The organism is Alkalihalobacterium elongatum (assembly GCF_019024285.1).
GTDB classification, from domain to species: domain Bacteria; phylum Bacillota; class Bacilli; order Bacillales; family Bacillaceae_F; genus Alkalihalobacterium; species Alkalihalobacterium elongatum.
On the sequence record NZ_WMKZ01000021.1, the window covers coordinates 12,746 to 28,623 of the forward strand.

At 35.1% G+C, this 15,878-nt stretch carries 16 protein-coding genes and 1 riboswitch; of the genes, 5 read left to right on the top strand and 11 right to left on the bottom strand.

What is annotated here, in order from left to right; genetic code table 11:
• Nucleotides 1-3 precede the first annotated feature (3 nt).
• Entirely contained in the window at nt 4-1,434 is a 1,431-nt protein-coding gene (locus tag GKP30_RS16980) for a hypothetical protein (protein ID WP_216830660.1), read from the bottom strand.
• A 170-nt stretch (nt 1,435-1,604) separates the two neighbouring features.
• On the opposite strand from GKP30_RS16980, the gene GKP30_RS16985 reads away from it, so the two are divergent.
• Nucleotides 1,605-2,081 (top strand): DUF4367 domain-containing protein, encoded by a 477-nt coding sequence (locus tag GKP30_RS16985; protein WP_216830661.1) that lies wholly within the window; start codon nt 1,605-1,607, stop codon nt 2,079-2,081.
• A 54-nt stretch (nt 2,082-2,135) separates the two neighbouring features.
• Here the strand turns inward: GKP30_RS16985 and GKP30_RS16990 are convergent, their stop codons facing one another.
• A complete protein-coding gene (locus tag GKP30_RS16990; protein ID WP_216830662.1) occupies nt 2,136-2,588 on the bottom strand; it encodes a hypothetical protein in 453 nt (150 codons plus the stop codon).
• 202 nt (nt 2,589-2,790) lie between these two features.
• Here GKP30_RS16990 and GKP30_RS16995 point away from each other — a divergent pair, with 202 nt between their 5' ends.
• Nucleotides 2,791-2,958, top strand: a complete 168-nt coding sequence (locus GKP30_RS16995) for a hypothetical protein (protein WP_216830663.1) — start codon at nt 2,791-2,793, stop codon at nt 2,956-2,958.
• 193 nt (nt 2,959-3,151) lie between these two features.
• On the opposite strand, the gene GKP30_RS17000 is transcribed toward GKP30_RS16995, so the two are convergent.
• The 5 genes from GKP30_RS17000 to GKP30_RS17020 all read right to left on the bottom strand — a co-directional run bounded on the left by GKP30_RS17000 (nt 3,152) and on the right by GKP30_RS17020 (nt 9,239).
• Nucleotides 3,152-4,318 carry a DNA cytosine methyltransferase gene (locus GKP30_RS17000; RefSeq protein WP_216830664.1) on the bottom strand — a complete coding sequence of 389 codons (1,167 nt, stop codon included), beginning with the start codon at nt 4,316-4,318 and terminating at the stop codon, nt 3,152-3,154.
• A gap of 98 nt (nt 4,319-4,416) precedes the next feature.
• Complete coding sequence (locus GKP30_RS17005) at nt 4,417-4,875, bottom strand: RrF2 family transcriptional regulator (protein WP_328703177.1); 459 nt, start codon at nt 4,873-4,875, stop codon at nt 4,417-4,419.
• 60 nt (nt 4,876-4,935) lie between these two features.
• On the bottom strand, nt 4,936-6,711 hold the full coding sequence (locus tag GKP30_RS17010; RefSeq protein ID WP_216830665.1) for an SLC13 family permease: 1,776 nt from the start codon (nt 6,709-6,711) through the stop codon (nt 4,936-4,938).
• Nucleotides 6,712-7,013: 302 nt separating this feature from the next.
• Complete coding sequence (locus GKP30_RS17015; RefSeq protein WP_216830666.1) at nt 7,014-8,312, bottom strand: FAD-dependent oxidoreductase; 1,299 nt, start codon at nt 8,310-8,312, stop codon at nt 7,014-7,016.
• A 324-nt stretch (nt 8,313-8,636) separates the two neighbouring features.
• Complete coding sequence (locus GKP30_RS17020) at nt 8,637-9,239, bottom strand: CBO0543 family protein (protein ID WP_216830667.1); 603 nt, start codon at nt 9,237-9,239, stop codon at nt 8,637-8,639.
• A 211-nt stretch (nt 9,240-9,450) separates the two neighbouring features.
• On the opposite strand from GKP30_RS17020, the gene GKP30_RS17025 reads away from it, so the two are divergent.
• Together GKP30_RS17025 and GKP30_RS17030 are read left to right on the top strand one after the other, a co-directional pair.
• Nucleotides 9,451-9,945 carry a hypothetical protein gene (locus GKP30_RS17025; protein ID WP_216830668.1) on the top strand — a complete coding sequence of 165 codons (495 nt, stop codon included), beginning with the start codon at nt 9,451-9,453 and terminating at the stop codon, nt 9,943-9,945.
• A 118-nt stretch (nt 9,946-10,063) separates the two neighbouring features.
• Complete coding sequence (locus GKP30_RS17030) at nt 10,064-11,083, top strand: potassium channel family protein (protein ID WP_216830669.1); 1,020 nt, start codon at nt 10,064-10,066, stop codon at nt 11,081-11,083.
• Between the two features lie 59 nt (nt 11,084-11,142).
• Here GKP30_RS17030 and GKP30_RS17035 read toward each other — a convergent pair whose 3' ends face one another.
• The 4 genes from GKP30_RS17035 to GKP30_RS17050 form a co-directional block, all read right to left on the bottom strand.
• Entirely contained in the window at nt 11,143-12,489 is a 1,347-nt protein-coding gene (locus GKP30_RS17035; protein ID WP_407928633.1) for a TrkH family potassium uptake protein, read from the bottom strand.
• Between the two features lie 5 nt (nt 12,490-12,494).
• Nucleotides 12,495-13,151 (bottom strand): potassium channel family protein, encoded by a 657-nt coding sequence (locus tag GKP30_RS17040; protein ID WP_216830670.1) that lies wholly within the window; start codon nt 13,149-13,151, stop codon nt 12,495-12,497.
• 89 nt (nt 13,152-13,240) lie between these two features.
• Nucleotides 13,241-13,386, bottom strand: a riboswitch (cyclic di-AMP (ydaO/yuaA leader).
• A gap of 108 nt (nt 13,387-13,494) precedes the next feature.
• Complete coding sequence (locus tag GKP30_RS17045; RefSeq protein WP_216830671.1) at nt 13,495-13,683, bottom strand: hypothetical protein; 189 nt, start codon at nt 13,681-13,683, stop codon at nt 13,495-13,497.
• A 748-nt stretch (nt 13,684-14,431) separates the two neighbouring features.
• Entirely contained in the window at nt 14,432-14,920 is a 489-nt protein-coding gene (locus GKP30_RS17050; RefSeq protein WP_236035160.1) for an isochorismatase family protein, read from the bottom strand.
• 171 nt (nt 14,921-15,091) lie between these two features.
• Here GKP30_RS17050 and GKP30_RS17055 point away from each other — a divergent pair, with 171 nt between their 5' ends.
• Nucleotides 15,092-15,868, top strand: coding sequence for a metal-dependent hydrolase (locus GKP30_RS17055; RefSeq protein WP_268884696.1), 777 nt, complete (start codon nt 15,092-15,094; stop codon nt 15,866-15,868).
• Nucleotides 15,869-15,878: the final 10 nt, after the last annotated feature.

Genomic DNA, 15,878 nt, shown 5'->3' on the forward strand with positions numbered 1-15,878 from the left:
GTTTTATAGGGGTGACCGATCATTTTTTTCTCGTAATATCCCAGTGTCGATATACGTAATTTTACCAGTGTGAGCATTTATTGTAGCTATAGCACCGTTTTCACCTGGAAAATTGATCAAATACGCAAGATCATAGATTGAGGGCTCATCAAATTCTTTTATAGACCACGCTAATTTCAAGTCCATTTCTTTAAAATATAGTTTTTGTGCTTCTACAATACTTAGTTTAGGTGTAAGGTCCATTGATTGTAGACGGGTTTCATTTATAAATGATGTAGAACATTCGCGGATTAAACCTGAATAAATGCCAACATGAATATATGCGTTAAAGCCTTCGATCTTCATGCCACGATGTTGACGGATAAAGGTAAACATCTGGGTTGGCTCGTATAAATTAGGCGTAGCGTTATCACCTTCAACGTATAGCTCTTCGAGTTGCTCATCAATTTCTTCCTCTATGATTGTTGGCTCTTCTAAAAGGTATTTTTCATGTATCGTACCAACTACTTGTTCCAAATATTGCAGGGCTTGTTCTTGTAGCTGATTTATAGATAATTTGTTTTCCTGTTTTACCCAAGGAGAGCTTGAACTACTAAAGTGCCCTGTTTCATTGTTAACAATCGAAACTACTGGTTCAAGTTCTGTATCCTCTTGTTTTGTGTTTAGGTGGTCTGTTTCCACCCATAATTGCGATTCCCCATCGTCTTTGTACCTAATTAAATTTTCATATAATCCGAGCAATTGCTCGACGCTTTTTTCGGGTGTGACAGGGGCAATGGTATGCATTCGTAACTCATTAACGCCCATGAATTCATATACATTATCAACTTCTCCATCTACCTTAACACCTGTTATTTCTGGAGTGGCTCGATAGATGAGCTCCACTTGTCCATCATCTTCAACTTGAAGATGTAATTGAATGAGTTGTTCATTACGCAAAAGTTCTTTTGCTTCCTCTTTTTTAACGGTAACCTGTGGATACGTAAGAGTGTATGATGGTATCCCGATATTAGCTGATTTAATCTCCCCATTTGCGTTCATATAAATCGTGCACCCTGTATGGGGAATGGGGAGATTTAATTTATCATCGTTTTCTTCATAGATGATCATATAATCACTTTCGTCCCATTCTACTAACATGCTGAATTCGACCTTTTTTGGGACAAAGTCCTTTATAAACTGTTCTGCTTTCCCGATCATTCCGTCAATTTGAGTTGAAGTTTCCTCGCTTCTCTCTACAGGTTCACAATCCTCCCCCAACATCCATAATTCTAAGTCTAAGCTACTGATTGAACCGTTTTCAAAAAAATCTACAGTCCCATACCACTCACTTGTTTGTGCATCAACAATTTCATAGTTGTATTTGTTTTGAACAATTTTTATTTCAGGTTGGCTTTTAATATATTTGCAAATTTTTAATTCTAGTTGCTCCATTACAATGGCTCCTTTTTAAGGTGTATCATACTACAATTATTAAAAATTTTATCATAGTGCTCTGTATATTGTTCTAGACTAATAGAATATGTTTATCTTATCAATAGAATTATGGGAATTATTATGAAAAAGTGAAAAGCATTACAAATCGCCTATTGGAGGAATGAGAAATGAAGAAGTATGTTCTACTTGTTTTTTTAACCTTGCTGGTGGGTTCTATAATTTTTTTAAATGAAAAAGAAGTCGAATGGGAATTGAAGGTCTACGATCAAAATGAAGTAGAAAGTGCACTTGAAGACTTACAGTTCAAAGTAAAGGTACCTACTTATATTCCTAATGGTATTACAATGCGGGGTGCTGTTATTTATGTACTAGAAAGGGAGCATCGGTCAATTGAAATCCGTTATTTAAATGAAGACAATGCTGATGGACTTATATTCGATGCATCTTTAGGAACTTTAGAGTCGTTACCAGAAAATATACAGTGGGAACCAATAAGCCTTAATGGCCAAGTTGGATACATCGGTCATGCTGATGATATGGTTGAATTATTTCTTGCTTGGATGGACAATGGCATCATGTATCAAATTACTAGCTATACTTTAAGTGAGGAAGAATTAGTACGAATTGCCAATTCGGTCCCTTAAAATCCTCAACAATGATCCTTCAATTAAGTAGTTAATCGAAGGACCTGTTTTTAATTATTTGGTTTCTTTTGCTTGAGGTCTAATATTTCCGCTTTTAATGGGGGCTTTAATATAGTTTTCTCTATTTGTTGGTGCATCCGCAAGTCTACGCAACATGATGAGCTGACCGATATGTGTCATTGCGTCAGCTAAGGGGCCTTGTAAGAGCTGCTCGTTTTTCGCTTTCATTGGTAGTTCTTCTGCAATTGCTTGGTCTAATTTTTCTAATAAATGATAGTACCGTTCAACTTCTTCCTCCCACTTACCAACAATTCTTTTTCTTTCAATCTCTTGGAACCAAGAATAAGCCAGAGTAAGAACATCTGATGTATGGGCTAAAATTTCTACTGGGGTACGTACCCCTTTTCCTACGTTAAAATCAGGAAAATGTGAAGGTGCATCTTTGATAGCCACAGTTGCCCGGTAAGATAATGTAGCGAGAAAATGTCTGAATAAGGTCGCTTCCATAATACACTCTCCTCTAATTTATTATTTTATATTTAAATATACAGTTTATTGCAAAAATTAATGCGTTTAATTTCAGTATATATGATTAGTAGGTTCAATTAAAACAACTATTTATTAAAAATAAGAATAATTATGGCTACGCTCTACTATTTATAGAGGTATTGGGCTATAATTATAGTATCCATCTAGAGAGGGTGATACGATGAAGAAAAATTTGTATACTAATGGTGAACAGGTAGTAATTAAAGCAACAGATGAAACAGTAACCGTCTCTAAATGTCAATATGTTAAAAACATGAAAAGATATTCATATACGGTCAAAGAAAAACCAACGACGTTTTTCTTTGAGGAAGAATTAACGAAAAAGTAATTATATGATGGATAAAGTTGGCACCCGATTTATCGGGTGTTTTTTATTTTGCGACAACAAAGAGTCCTTCACAAGATGATAATTAAAGAACAAATTAAAGTCCATTTATTCCGTCACTAACCTTTACCCTATCTCAGTAAAAGCTATAGTAATACAAAAAAAGAGAGAGACATTCATTATCTCTCTCTAGTATTCATGACATTACTTCCGTTTTTATATCATTGGAAGTTTTTGTCTGTATTGCCGCCTCTAATTTATCGAGTGTATTGCCAATTTCTTTTGCCATCACTTCGATTACAGGGATTGTTACTGAATTTCCGAATTGCTTGTATTGTTGAGCTTTGCTTATTTTAGACGGGAATGAGAATTGATCTACACCGTCTTTCACAAACCCATAATTGATAAATCCTTGTAACTTCCCCCACTCTCTTGGTGTCATCATTCGAATTCCTTCATCATTCAGCGGAGTTTGTTTTCCTTTAACAACTGTTCCTCCAATTCCATCTTGCGGGTCATAAACTAAGTTTCGTTCTTTTCCAGAACCACCTGTTGCTAAGAGAGCGTTAGAAATTGGATTTTTGATACCTTTTTCATTAACAACTATATAACCATAGCCGTTTCCTTTTCCTCTATGACGGTTTTTATGGTCTTTAAGTGTTTGTAAGTAACCAGAAGCTAAGTAATATTCCTGATTGGCATTAAACTCTAATAAGTCGTTTAAATCTTTATACATTGGTTCACCAGGGCGTTTTTTCGGCAGCTCTTTCATGGCAAGGTCTGTAGTAAGTGAACCATATCTGTTTTTATCGAAGCCTATAATGTATACTCGTGGACGATTTTGTGGTAATCCAAAATCTTTCGAGTTAACGAGAAAATCTTTAGAGTTATATTCGAGTTCTTCAGGTACAAGAGAATTTTCACGTACTCCAATAACAGTGTAATTCAATTCTTGTACCAATACTTTTAAGATTGTCTCAAATGTATCTCCTTTTTTATGTCGCAGTAATCCTTCTACATTTTCTAATAGAAAAGCTTTTGGACGAGTTCGCTTTAAAATATCGGCTATATCAAAAAATAATGTTCCTCTTGTTTTATCCATAAATCCTTCTTTTTTACCTGCGATACTAAACGCTTGGCAAGGAAAACCACCTAACAAAACATCATAATCGATCCTTGTTACTTTTTCTTTAAACTCTTCACTTGTAACATCATTAAACGGATCATCTCCATATAAATGTTTATAAGTTTCACATGCGTATTTATCTATTTCTGCTGCAAGAACCGTTTCGAATTGATTCGTAAGCTCAAAGCCTCTACGAATCCCGCCAATTCCTGCGAATAAATCTACTGTTCTGTACATTTGTTCCTCCTACTAAATGGTATCCACCATTAATATTATAATAATATCATAGGTTCCCATCAAATGTTGAGAGAATCCAATGTACTACTTGCCTTCTATCATTTCCGTTTCCCCCATAATTCACTAAGTAGTTCTTCTTTGGTATTCACTTGGTTGTTAAGGAGGTCTTCAAGTGTGATATTTTCTAATATATGAGAAACAGAATTACGAACAAGTCCCCACAACGGTTGCAGTCGACAATTTCCTTCTAAACTGCATGCTTCATAGGAAGTAATACTGACACATCCCATTGGCGCTAAGGGTCCTTCAATTTTTCGAATGACTTCGCCAATACATATTTCGCTTGGATTAACTCTTAGTCGATAGCCTCCACCGAAACCTCTGCGACTCGTGATATAACCTAATTGTTTCAGTTGCATCAATAGCTTTTCTAAATAGGGTGTTGGTACTAATGTTAAATCACTAATTTCTGTAACTGTCATCACCTTTTTTTCATTTTCTCCTAATGTAATTAACGCTCGTAATGAATATTCACCCTTACTTGATATTTTCATCATCCACCTCTAAATTTTTGTGACTCAATAGTCTGTTTTTTTTAGGGTCTCTTCAGCTTTCTGTTAAACAATCCAAACAAAGTACACAATAATGACTGTTACTATTAAATATAAAATATTCAGTGGTATACCCACCTTTAAAAAGTCTGAAAAACGATAGCCTCCTGGACCATAAACGATTAAGTTCGCCTGATATCCAATAGGTGTAGCAAAGCTAGCTGATGCTGCAATTGCAATTGCAACAAAAAATGCCATAGGGTCAACTGCTAATTGTGTAGCAATTGCCAGAGATATTGGGACCATAAGTACCGCTGCAGCATTATTCGTAATGACTTCAGTAAAAACAGTTGTTAGTAAATAAACGACGGCAATTGCACCGATGATACCCGCTCCCTTTGTGAGCTGAACAAAATGGTTAGCAATCCAAGCGGCAGCTCCTGTTTGTTCAAGTGCTGTACCAATTCCAATAGCGCAAGCAATCAACAGTAATACATCGAACTGGATATATTTTTTAGCACTACTAATGGTTATCGTTTTCGTTAAAAACAACACAACGACTGCTAATACAGCAGCTTTAAACATTGGAAAAATATTAAAAGCAGCAAGTAGTATCATAGTTAACAAGGTACTAAGCGCAATAATTGACTTTTTAGGATCAACAATTTCTGGTTCTTCTAGAGAAGATAGTAAATAAAAATCTTTTGAATTTGTCCATCTCGGTTCGAATTCTTTATTTGAGAGAAGTAATAAAGTATCACCAGCTTTTAACTTTATGTCACCAACCTTATCGTTAATCCGCTCATCATTTCTATGTACTGCAACTACCCCAGCCCCATATAAGCTACGAAACTTACTATCTTTTATCGTTTTATGAATTAAAGACGATTGATGCGAAATGACGGCTTCGATAAGAGACGCACTTCCGTTTTGTAAATCCTCTAATTTTAAATAAGTCCCTGTCTCAACCTTAAGGCCCTTGATGTTTTGTATATCAACGATCGTTGACAACATCCCTGTAAAAATGAGGTGGTCCCCAGCCATTAACTTCTTATAGGATGGTACAGAAGTCGTTCGTTCCCCGTTTCGAATAAGCTCAATTAGATAAAGACCACTTAAGTTCCTTAGTCCAGCTTCTTCAATTGTTTTTCCGATTAGTGGCGACTGTAATTCGACAGTTGCTTCCGCTAAATATTTTTTCACATCCTCGCCAAAGGTTTCCTCGGATGTTTTACGAGAAGGTAAAAGTTTATAGCCAATCGTAACCATATACAGGATGCCAAGAAGACCTGCTGGCAAACTAACAATCGCTAATTGGAACATTGAAAATCCAGCAAATCCTTGTTCAAGCATATAACCATGAATGACTAGATTTGTAGATGTACCGATTAATGTTAACGTACCGCCAAATATCGTTGCGTATGATAATGGCATTAAAAACTTTGACGGTGATATATTTCGCTCTTTACACCATTTTCGAACGACTGGAGTAAACATAACGACGATTGGCGTATTATTTAAAAACGCGGATAGACTTGAGATAGGTACCATCATTTGCAATAAGGATCTTCGTTCACTCTTTCCCGAACCTAATGACCTTGTAACGATATTATTTAAAACACCACTTTGTTTAATGGCACCCGCTACTATAAATAGGAGCGCTACTGTTAACATTCCTTCATTGGAAAATCCTTTTAATGCATCTGCTGGTGATAAAATACCTGTTAATAACAAAACAGCTAATGAGCAAGCGACAATAAAGTCTGGTCGTGCAACTTCTCGAATTAGACAAACTAACATTCCAATTACAACAAAAATAACGAATGCCATTTCAAAAGTCATCTGTTTTTTCGCCTCCACTACTAGCTGCTCTTTTATCCTCTTTCAACAAAACTCAACCAATCTAAACAAAACCTATTAGTTTAGTATGAATTATAGTTAAAAAAAGGCTAACACTCCATTTACTCTGAAGTATTAGCCTTTGGTTTGTCCAATCAGCTTCGTATATATTTATTAAATAATATATTATTCTAACTAAACATAGTTGTCAACTATGAATTAAGAGTGATAATTTATATACATTTTGGCATCATTAAAAAGCAAAGCACTCCAATATTATGTGCTTTGCTAGTCGTTTATTTTTATTATTTATTCATGATTAATTTACATACATCATATGCGCTAGAAAAGGATAATTCTGATAATTGTCCTTGCCCTTGGCACCAGTCTCCAGTAAAAAACGTATTACGATAATCTGGGAAGTAAATTGGCATTGCTTGTTGGTTCATATTCCATTTAACTTCTTGAACAACAGCATTCTTAGAAACACGCGGTACAACTAAATTTTCCCGCCAGCCTTCGAAGTGTTTATCATACAGAGCTTCAATTTGTTGCTTATACTTATCCAACGCTTCAGTATTACCAATATCTTCATCTTTCAAATAAGCTACAGCTTGAAGAAGTTGTCCGCCTTCAGGTGTACAGGTTTCGTCGTAATAAGAAATATCTGTAATAAACATTTGATTTTTACGGTCATAAATATACGTGAACGGGCTCTCAACTCGTTTAGAAAGACCAATATCATAAACAAAAACACTTGAAGGTTTATACTTCGCATAATGACTTAGCCAATCTTCTATATCTGTTTCTTTAAATACTTTAAGTAATTCTTTCGGTGGGATTGCAAAAATAAATTCTTCCGCTTCGTATATATCGTCGCCACTAACAATTTGAATTACTTTATTTTCATTTGTTACTGCGTGTGTGACTTTTGCTTTTTCAAAGATTTCTCCATCATTTTCCTTAATGACGCGCACAAACTCATTGATTAATGATTGCCAACCACCACCGATATAAGCAACGGGCTTGTTTGTTGTAAAGATTCGTTTATAGTATTGAAAAAATACTTCTGAAGGAATTTGTTCAGGTTCACTAGTAAAGAAATTGGAAGATGCAAGTGTTAACATCATTTTTTTGACATCCTCACCAATATTTTGTTTTTCTAGCCATTTCCCGATTGATTGGTGTGGAACCCCTGAATCAATGCTTAACATCGTCTTAAAAACTTCCCAAGCAAAGACGACTTTACCTGGTGATGAAAGGATTTTAGTTTTGAAAAGACCTCGAACATTTGAAGGGACATGACTAAGTTCTTCACCTGAGTCATATCTAGCCTTATATGGATTAAAATCCTTCCAGTGTATATTTAGTTTTAGTTCATTTTCAAATTTTTTTAGAATCGAAGTGTCTCTTCCATAGATGGCATGAGCACCAAAATTAAAATTAAAACCTTTAATGGGTAAGGTAACCGCTCTTCCACCTAATTTACCACGCTCTAATAGTGCTACTTTCTTACCGTTAAAAGATAAAAATGCAGCAGCAGCTAATCCTGCCAGACCTCCACCTACAACGACAACATCGTATGATTTCAATTGTTTCTCCATTATAACCTCCAATATAGACCCCATACATTCTCATTTTAAGAAGAAAGTATCTCTATCTCATTATACTTATATAGAAAATTAACAACTCTCTCTATGATAGTACTCTCAAAATTAGAAATCAATGGTTTACACTACGAAAACAGTATAAAATAAATTAAATTCTGTGTTAAAGACTTTTTTTGATTTGGCTTATTTAAATTAAAAGGTTGCTAACGTAAAATTTGTTGCCATTGGGCCGTTAAATCATCAATCATTTAGAAAAGAACCAATTAAAAAATAGCGACTATCACTACTGACTGTCGCTGGAAAAATAGTTCAATCTTTTCATTTTATATCGAAATAATCTAAAATTTCATTTTTCGTCCACTTATATTTTGGATCTTGTTTAATAAAAAAAGTGAACGGGCCTTTTAAAAGTCTTGCTCTTAAAGGAACCTTAAATTTTATAATATAAAAAACAGCTGTACATAGAGATAAGAACCATGTTAATAAAGCATTTTTTTTATGTAAATAACTATATGTATACATTTTCAGGTAGATCGCTGCTGACCAGTAGATATTCCATCCATGTTTAAATCGAATTAATTTTTGTTTTGCTGCCAAATGCTCTATATAAGTTGAAATGATTGTCCATTTTAGAACGTGATATACTTGTTTTGGAAAAGTGTTAGGAAAATGAGATAAATTCGCTAAGACAACTAAGGGTGTAGTAACAAATGTATGTAGGAGACGGATGCCACGCCAATTTATTCCATGGGGGTTAAACTCCCACAGAAGGTACCTTTTGCAAATGTAATAATAAAAAGCATTAAAAAAACTAATGAATACCAATTCCTTAAAATGTTTCGGTAAATGTTTTAAAGAGCCCACAGTTGAAAATATGATCGTTAAAAGTAAAAATAGTTCTTGTTCTTGTTTACGTTTCATGATGGCCTCACTTTATATATCTTATTAATTAACATTATAATTACCAATTTATTTACATTTATGTAAATAAACTTCTGACCTTTTTTAGATTTTAAAGTATTAAGTCATTTTTGTGAAATGTCTGTTAATTTATTCAACTTTTCTATTCTAAAAGCATAAAGTTGTGTTATTATAATTCTTAATATTCTAAAAACTATAAGGTTGTGATCGCGTGGAACATTATGATGATAAAACAAGGCGGGTACTAAAAGAGGTTAAGGAATATTATGGGATTATACCAAAAACGTATTTTGCGGTAGCAGACGCTGGTCTTTTACCAAGACTTTGGGCGCTAGCTGGTGAAACGTTTAAATCAGGTGCTGCTGACCATGAGGATAAAAGAATCTGTGCATCCATCGTAGCTCACACTCTTGGAATTCAAGAGCTACTAGTTGCTCATCTAATGATTTTAAAGCGTTACGGGTGGAACCGCCAGCAGTTCGATGAACTGCTAGAAGAGAACTACCCTTCCAGAATGAGTGAAAAACAAATTCTGCTTGCAAAACTTGCAAAAACCTTGGCTGTTAATCCAGCAAACGTTGACCGAGATACACTCCGTATCCTTCAAGAGCAAGGAACAACAAAAGAAGAGATCGCAGAAATCATCGGGTTACATGGGTTTGTAAGGTACATGGCCACGTTCGTAAGTGTTTACGAAATGGCTTAAACTAAATAATTTTTAAGAGCCATAACTCTTTTTTGCAGAGTTATGGCTTTTTAATATTGATGGATTATCGGTTTAAATCTAAGGAAATAATTGCTTATGAAAGGATGGTAAAAGAAAAATGTTAATGATATTTGAATTAATGAAGGTTGTTGTGAGAATTCGCAAACTCACCCTATTTATCTTCACGATTGTTTTTTTAGTAATGAGTTCTTTCATCATTCATTGGATTGAACCTGAGATGTTTCCTACCCCTTTTATTGGCTTCTGGTATGTCATGACGACGGTAACAACTACTGGTTATGGGGACTTCGTTCCTGATACAACTTTAGGAAAGGTATTTGGCTTATTCCTTTATTTTTTTGGAATTGGATTAATTGGGATTGTTATAGGAAAAATTGTTGAAAGTTTTGGGATTTACCGTAAATTAAAGGAGGAAGGCAAGTTGAGATATAAAGGTTCGGGTCACTATGTAATTATAGGTTGGTCAAATAAAGCGAAGCACACGATGAAAGAAATACTCGAAATCGATGATCATTCTAAAATTGTACTTATTGATCTGATGCCAAAATCTCCTATGGATGAGGATACATTATTTTATGTCCAAGGCGATCCCACGGACAAGGAGGTATTAGAAAAAGCGAATGTTCTCAATGCAAAGGCGGTACTAATCTTTACAAAGGATAATGTAATGGACTCGATTGCAGCAGACGGTAAATCATTGATTATTGTCTCTTCCATTGAAAGTTATGCGAAAGAAATGAACAAAGAAATCTATACACTAGTTGAAATTCTTAAAGAAAAACACATTCCAACGTTTGAGCATGCCAACGTTGATGAATTTATCCTTGCTGACGAGGCATTATCTGACTTAATGGCAAAATCCGCTGTAAATAAAGGGTCTGGTAAGCTCGTAATGAAATTATTAAGTAGGAAAAGTGGTGTTGATTTATGGAAGATTAATAAACATCACAAATGGAAAACGTATAATGACGCCTTTGAAGACTTGAAAAAAGCAGGAGCAAATCTCATATCGGACCGCAATGACTTTAATATCTTAACAAAGCTGGGAGAACCAATTCCTGCAGAAGCAGAACTATATATCATCTGCAATAAAGAAACCTACCAGAAAATAAAGTAAATGTGGTGCCAGGCACCTTTAACGCAACAGCGCATTAAAGGTGCCTGGCACCGTTGTTTTTAACCAGTGAAGACTTCTTCATCAGGGTAACGGATATTCGACTTTTTCGGTCTCGCTAGTGTAAACGCAAGTGTCAAAGGTCCAATTCGTCCGATAAACATCATTACAATAATGACTTGTTTTCCAATTGGAGTTAGTTCGCCAGTTAACCCCATCGAAAGCCCAACCGTTCCGAAAGCAGAAAACACTTCAAAAACAATCATTAAGAATGGTGCATTTTCAGTAATAGTCAAAATAAATAACGTCATAAAAATAAACAATATACTAATAACAATAATCGCAAGTGCTCTAATCTTCGTTTGTTGTTTAATTGTACGATCAAATACAACCGTTTCGCCTTTTCCCCTTAAAAAAGTAATTGTCGCTAATACCATAACTAAGAACGTGGTTAGTTTAATCCCACTTGCTGTTGATGCACTACCTGCTCCGATAAACATTAATAATAAAACTAGTAAGATCGATGCGGTTGTCATATCACCAATCTCTAATGTATTAAATCCTGCGGTTCTTGGTGTTACTGCTTGGAAATAAGCACCCCATAACTTATCAGATAGTGGTAAACTCCCTAATGTTAGTGGATTAGCATACTCTAAAACAAAAATAACTAGCATTGCAATGATATTAGTACCAATTGTTCCAACAATCATTAGCTTCGAATGTAAAGACAGTCGTCGAAAATTCTTTTTATACCATAAATCAGCTAATACGGTAAAACCAAGACCACCTGTGATGAACAAGCCCGTAATAACTAGGTTAACGACAGGGTCTCCAACATAACCAGAGAGACTGTCAGGCCATAGCGAAAATCCAGCATTATTGAAGGCTGATATCGTATGAAACAGGCTTTGATACATCCCTTCCTGCCAACCGTACTCGGGTACCCACCTTAACGAAAGTATGGCGAAAGCGATACTTTCTAAAATGAATGTAAAAATGATCAAGATTTTGATTAAGCGAACTAAACCACCTATTGAAGTTTGGTTAAATGCTTCTTGAATTAGGATCCGTTGTTGTAGCCCAACCTTTTTACCGAGCATCATGATAATCAGTACGGCAAAGGTCATGAGACCAAGACCACCTAGTTGAATAAGACACATGATAACCACTTGCCCAAACACCGTGTAGTCTGTTCCTGTATCAACAACCACTAATCCTGTAACCGTAATCGCAGATGTTGCAGTAAATAAGGCATCCAACCAAGAGATGTAGGTCGTTGATGCAACAGGTAACTTTAATAAAATAGTTCCGATAGCAATAAAAACGAGAAAGCTTAACGCTAAAATTTGTGGAGGGCTAAGATGTATCACTTTCCCCCTCATTTGGTTTGAAGAAAAGAAGGTAGACATTTTAATCACAGCCCCTCTTCTTCAAACCTTTTAAGATCATTCTTATGACCGATAACAATTAATATATCTTTTTCTTCGATCAAACTAGAGGGAAATGGCGAAATATTGATATCTTTATCCCGTTTAATAGCTAAGATCGTACACCCAAACTTAGCACGAATATCTAGCTGTGCTAGTGATTTTCCTGATACTTTTTCTGTTGCGATTAATTCTACTATGCTGTATTCATCTGACAGTTCAATGTAATCAATAATTTTTTCAGATACAATATGTTGAGCAATTCGAATACCCATATCTTGTTCTGGATGAACGATCCGGTCCGCACCGATTTTCTCAAGGACACGGTGATGATAGTAATTCTGTGCTTTAACCCAAACGTTTGTAACTCCCATTTCTTTGAGAATTAACGTACATAGAATACTAGATTGAATGTTGTCACCGATTGCTACGTTGACAAAGTCAAAATTACGTATCCCAAGCGATTGCAATGCGTTCTCATCAGTACCATTTGCAATTACACTATGGGTTGAAAACTGCGTCAAATTATTGACTTTCTCCTCGTTCATATCAATTGCTAAGACGTCATGTCCTAATTTGTATAATTCTCTACAAACACTACTCCCAAATCTTCCAAGACCAATAACTGCAAACTGCTTTCTCACTTTTCTCTACTCTCCTCTTACCTCTGTACCCATACAAAAAAGACCATCACAAATAGAATGGTCTTTGGCTTATCCATAGACCCTTCTCTCTAATAGAAGTGTAACGCTTACGAGGTTAGCTGTCGGATTAGGGACTGAGAGTATCCCCTCTTATTTCAAATAAGACTCACCCCAAGACATATTCCTATGTCAAAAATGGTTCCCCCGCTCGTAATAGATTCAGCGAATAAAAGGTACTAGGTATTAATTTGTTATTTATTATGGAGATAAATTTACTCCTCAAAACCAAAGTTGTCAATATCTATTTTATAAAGAGATATTGGTGCCAGGCACCTTCAATCCGCTATTGCGCTAAAGGTGCCTGGCACCATTTTACTTGAAAGTGTTTTTCTAATTCAGCAGATGGCTCGATGCTTAATAAGCTCAAGACTGACTTCTGATAGCTTCGTTTCTCAGATGAGTCGTTCTTCTTAAGGTAACTTCGTTTTTCTTGCGTTTTTTTGATTAATATAATCATCGTACGTTCCTTCAAATAGTTTGCCCTCCTCCTTGGTAATCTCAACTATTTACATCGTAATTTAACGAATGAAACGAAGGTCATCTTTAGGTCCAACTATTGAAATCCAATCCTATTATGAAAACGCCGTTTAAAGACAACACAAATAAACAGGAAAGATCCTGATAAAAACGCGTAGTCTTCAATTGATTGCTTTCGTAAATAGGTTTAGTACCATTTTGTTTGGTCACCCTTACGTTCATTAAATTAGGCTCTTTCTTATTAATTATTAAAGATTGTTTTTAAACTGGATAAGTGAAGAGAAAGCTTGGTTGTTCACAGATACGTAAGGTAATCAGTAAAATGCAACAAAATAAACAAAAAGAGCCATTAATTAGTTTTACAATAAATTATATGCTAGATTTTGTAAATTGGTAACTTTAATATGTTAACAGATATTACTTTGTTCCCCTGTCAGATAATAGTTCACGACATCTGTATTCTAATTTCTAGGCTCTTTTTCAAAATTCATTTTTCTTAAATTGCCCTTATAACCTATCTAAGTTGTAATGTTACGGTTAGTAAGCTCGGAAAAATCAGCCTTCATTGTTCATCTGGGGTTATGTGATGGGTTCATGAGAGTTACTTTTTAAACAGTATTTCTTCTAATGTAAAAGTACACTCAATCGTTAGATCCTCTACAATATCTAAGCTCATTGGTAATACTACCTTTATTTCAATAGCTTAATAACTTTCTTAAATACATCCCCTTCAGCGATTTCCATTAATTCGAAAAGTGCTGTTTCAACACACCTGTCATTTGAATTCCTGCAGCTTTCATTTTCTCTATCCCTATCTGCTTGTTTACTAATGTTCTAGAAGAAACTGCGTCAGTAACAACCTCGACCTCATACCCCATTTTCTTTAATCCATAGGCTGTTTGATAAACACAAACATGGGCTTCAATTCCAGCCACCAACAACTGACTTCGACCTTTTTTCTTTACTTCTTCTATAAATGCATTTGTTTTACAAGCGTCAAACGTAATTTTTCGAATTGGCGTTTGGTCTAGTAAAAGTTGAGATATTTCTTCTGTTGTTTTACCTAAGCCCTCTGGATATTGCTCTACCCATATGATTGGAATTTCCAATAGGATTAGACCTTGTATTAACTTCTTTAAATTAGTGATCATTGTTTCACTATCATGAACAATTTCTGCCAACTTCCCCTGAACATCAACTAATACAAAAGCTGTATCTTGTTTTTTTAACATTGATTTCCCTCCTAAAAAATGGCATTTTTCTAATTATATTTTAAAATATGCATTCATAAAACGGGTTTGACCTTCAAGCGATTGAAAAAAGTAATTTGCGACAATTAGAGTAATAGTTTAGGACTCAATGTTATAAATATTTATTAGTTTATTAAAAAGGAGCTGGAAATTCTGAAATTTACTCGTTTAGGTCATTCGATGTTTAAATTGGAAAGTCAAAGTGGTAAGAACTATTTAATTGATCCGTTTTTTTCAATGAATCCTGGCTGCGGGGATCTCGCTACTGAAGAATTTACGAAGAGTATAGATGTCGTTTTATTAACACATGCTCATTTTGATCATACAGAAGGTGTAAATGCATTTAAAGACTACAATCCAAACGTACAAATTATCGCACAATATGAACTAGCCTTACTCTTAATGAATGAGGGTTTTCCAAATGTTATGCCATTAAACTTTAGCGGAACATTAAAAACAGATGACGTCAGCATTACGATGGTACCTGCTTTACATACGAGCATGTACGCGGAGTTATCTGACCAAGCAAAGTATGGTGGTGTTGCTGCTGGCTATGTACTTGAATTTACGAATGATAAAACGATTTATGTTTCTGGGGATACGGGCTTAACCCAAGAGATGAAAATTATTTCTGATTTATATCAACCACAAATTGCTCTCTTGTCCTGCTCTGATGTATTGACCATGGGTCCTAGAGAAGCAGAATATGCAGTACGCAACTTATTAGACGTTGACGTAGTCATTCCAGTTCATACATTTCCTAATGAAAAAGAAGCTGTAAGAGGTGATATTTTAAAGCAATTAAAAGAAGCGTTCCCCATTGTTGAGATGATGGTTGGAGCTGACCAAGAATTAGCAGAGCGATTAAAAGATCATAAAACAAAAGTTGTTATCTTTGGATTTGGTGAGACGAAAATAATTAATTGTTAATGTTTGGTGC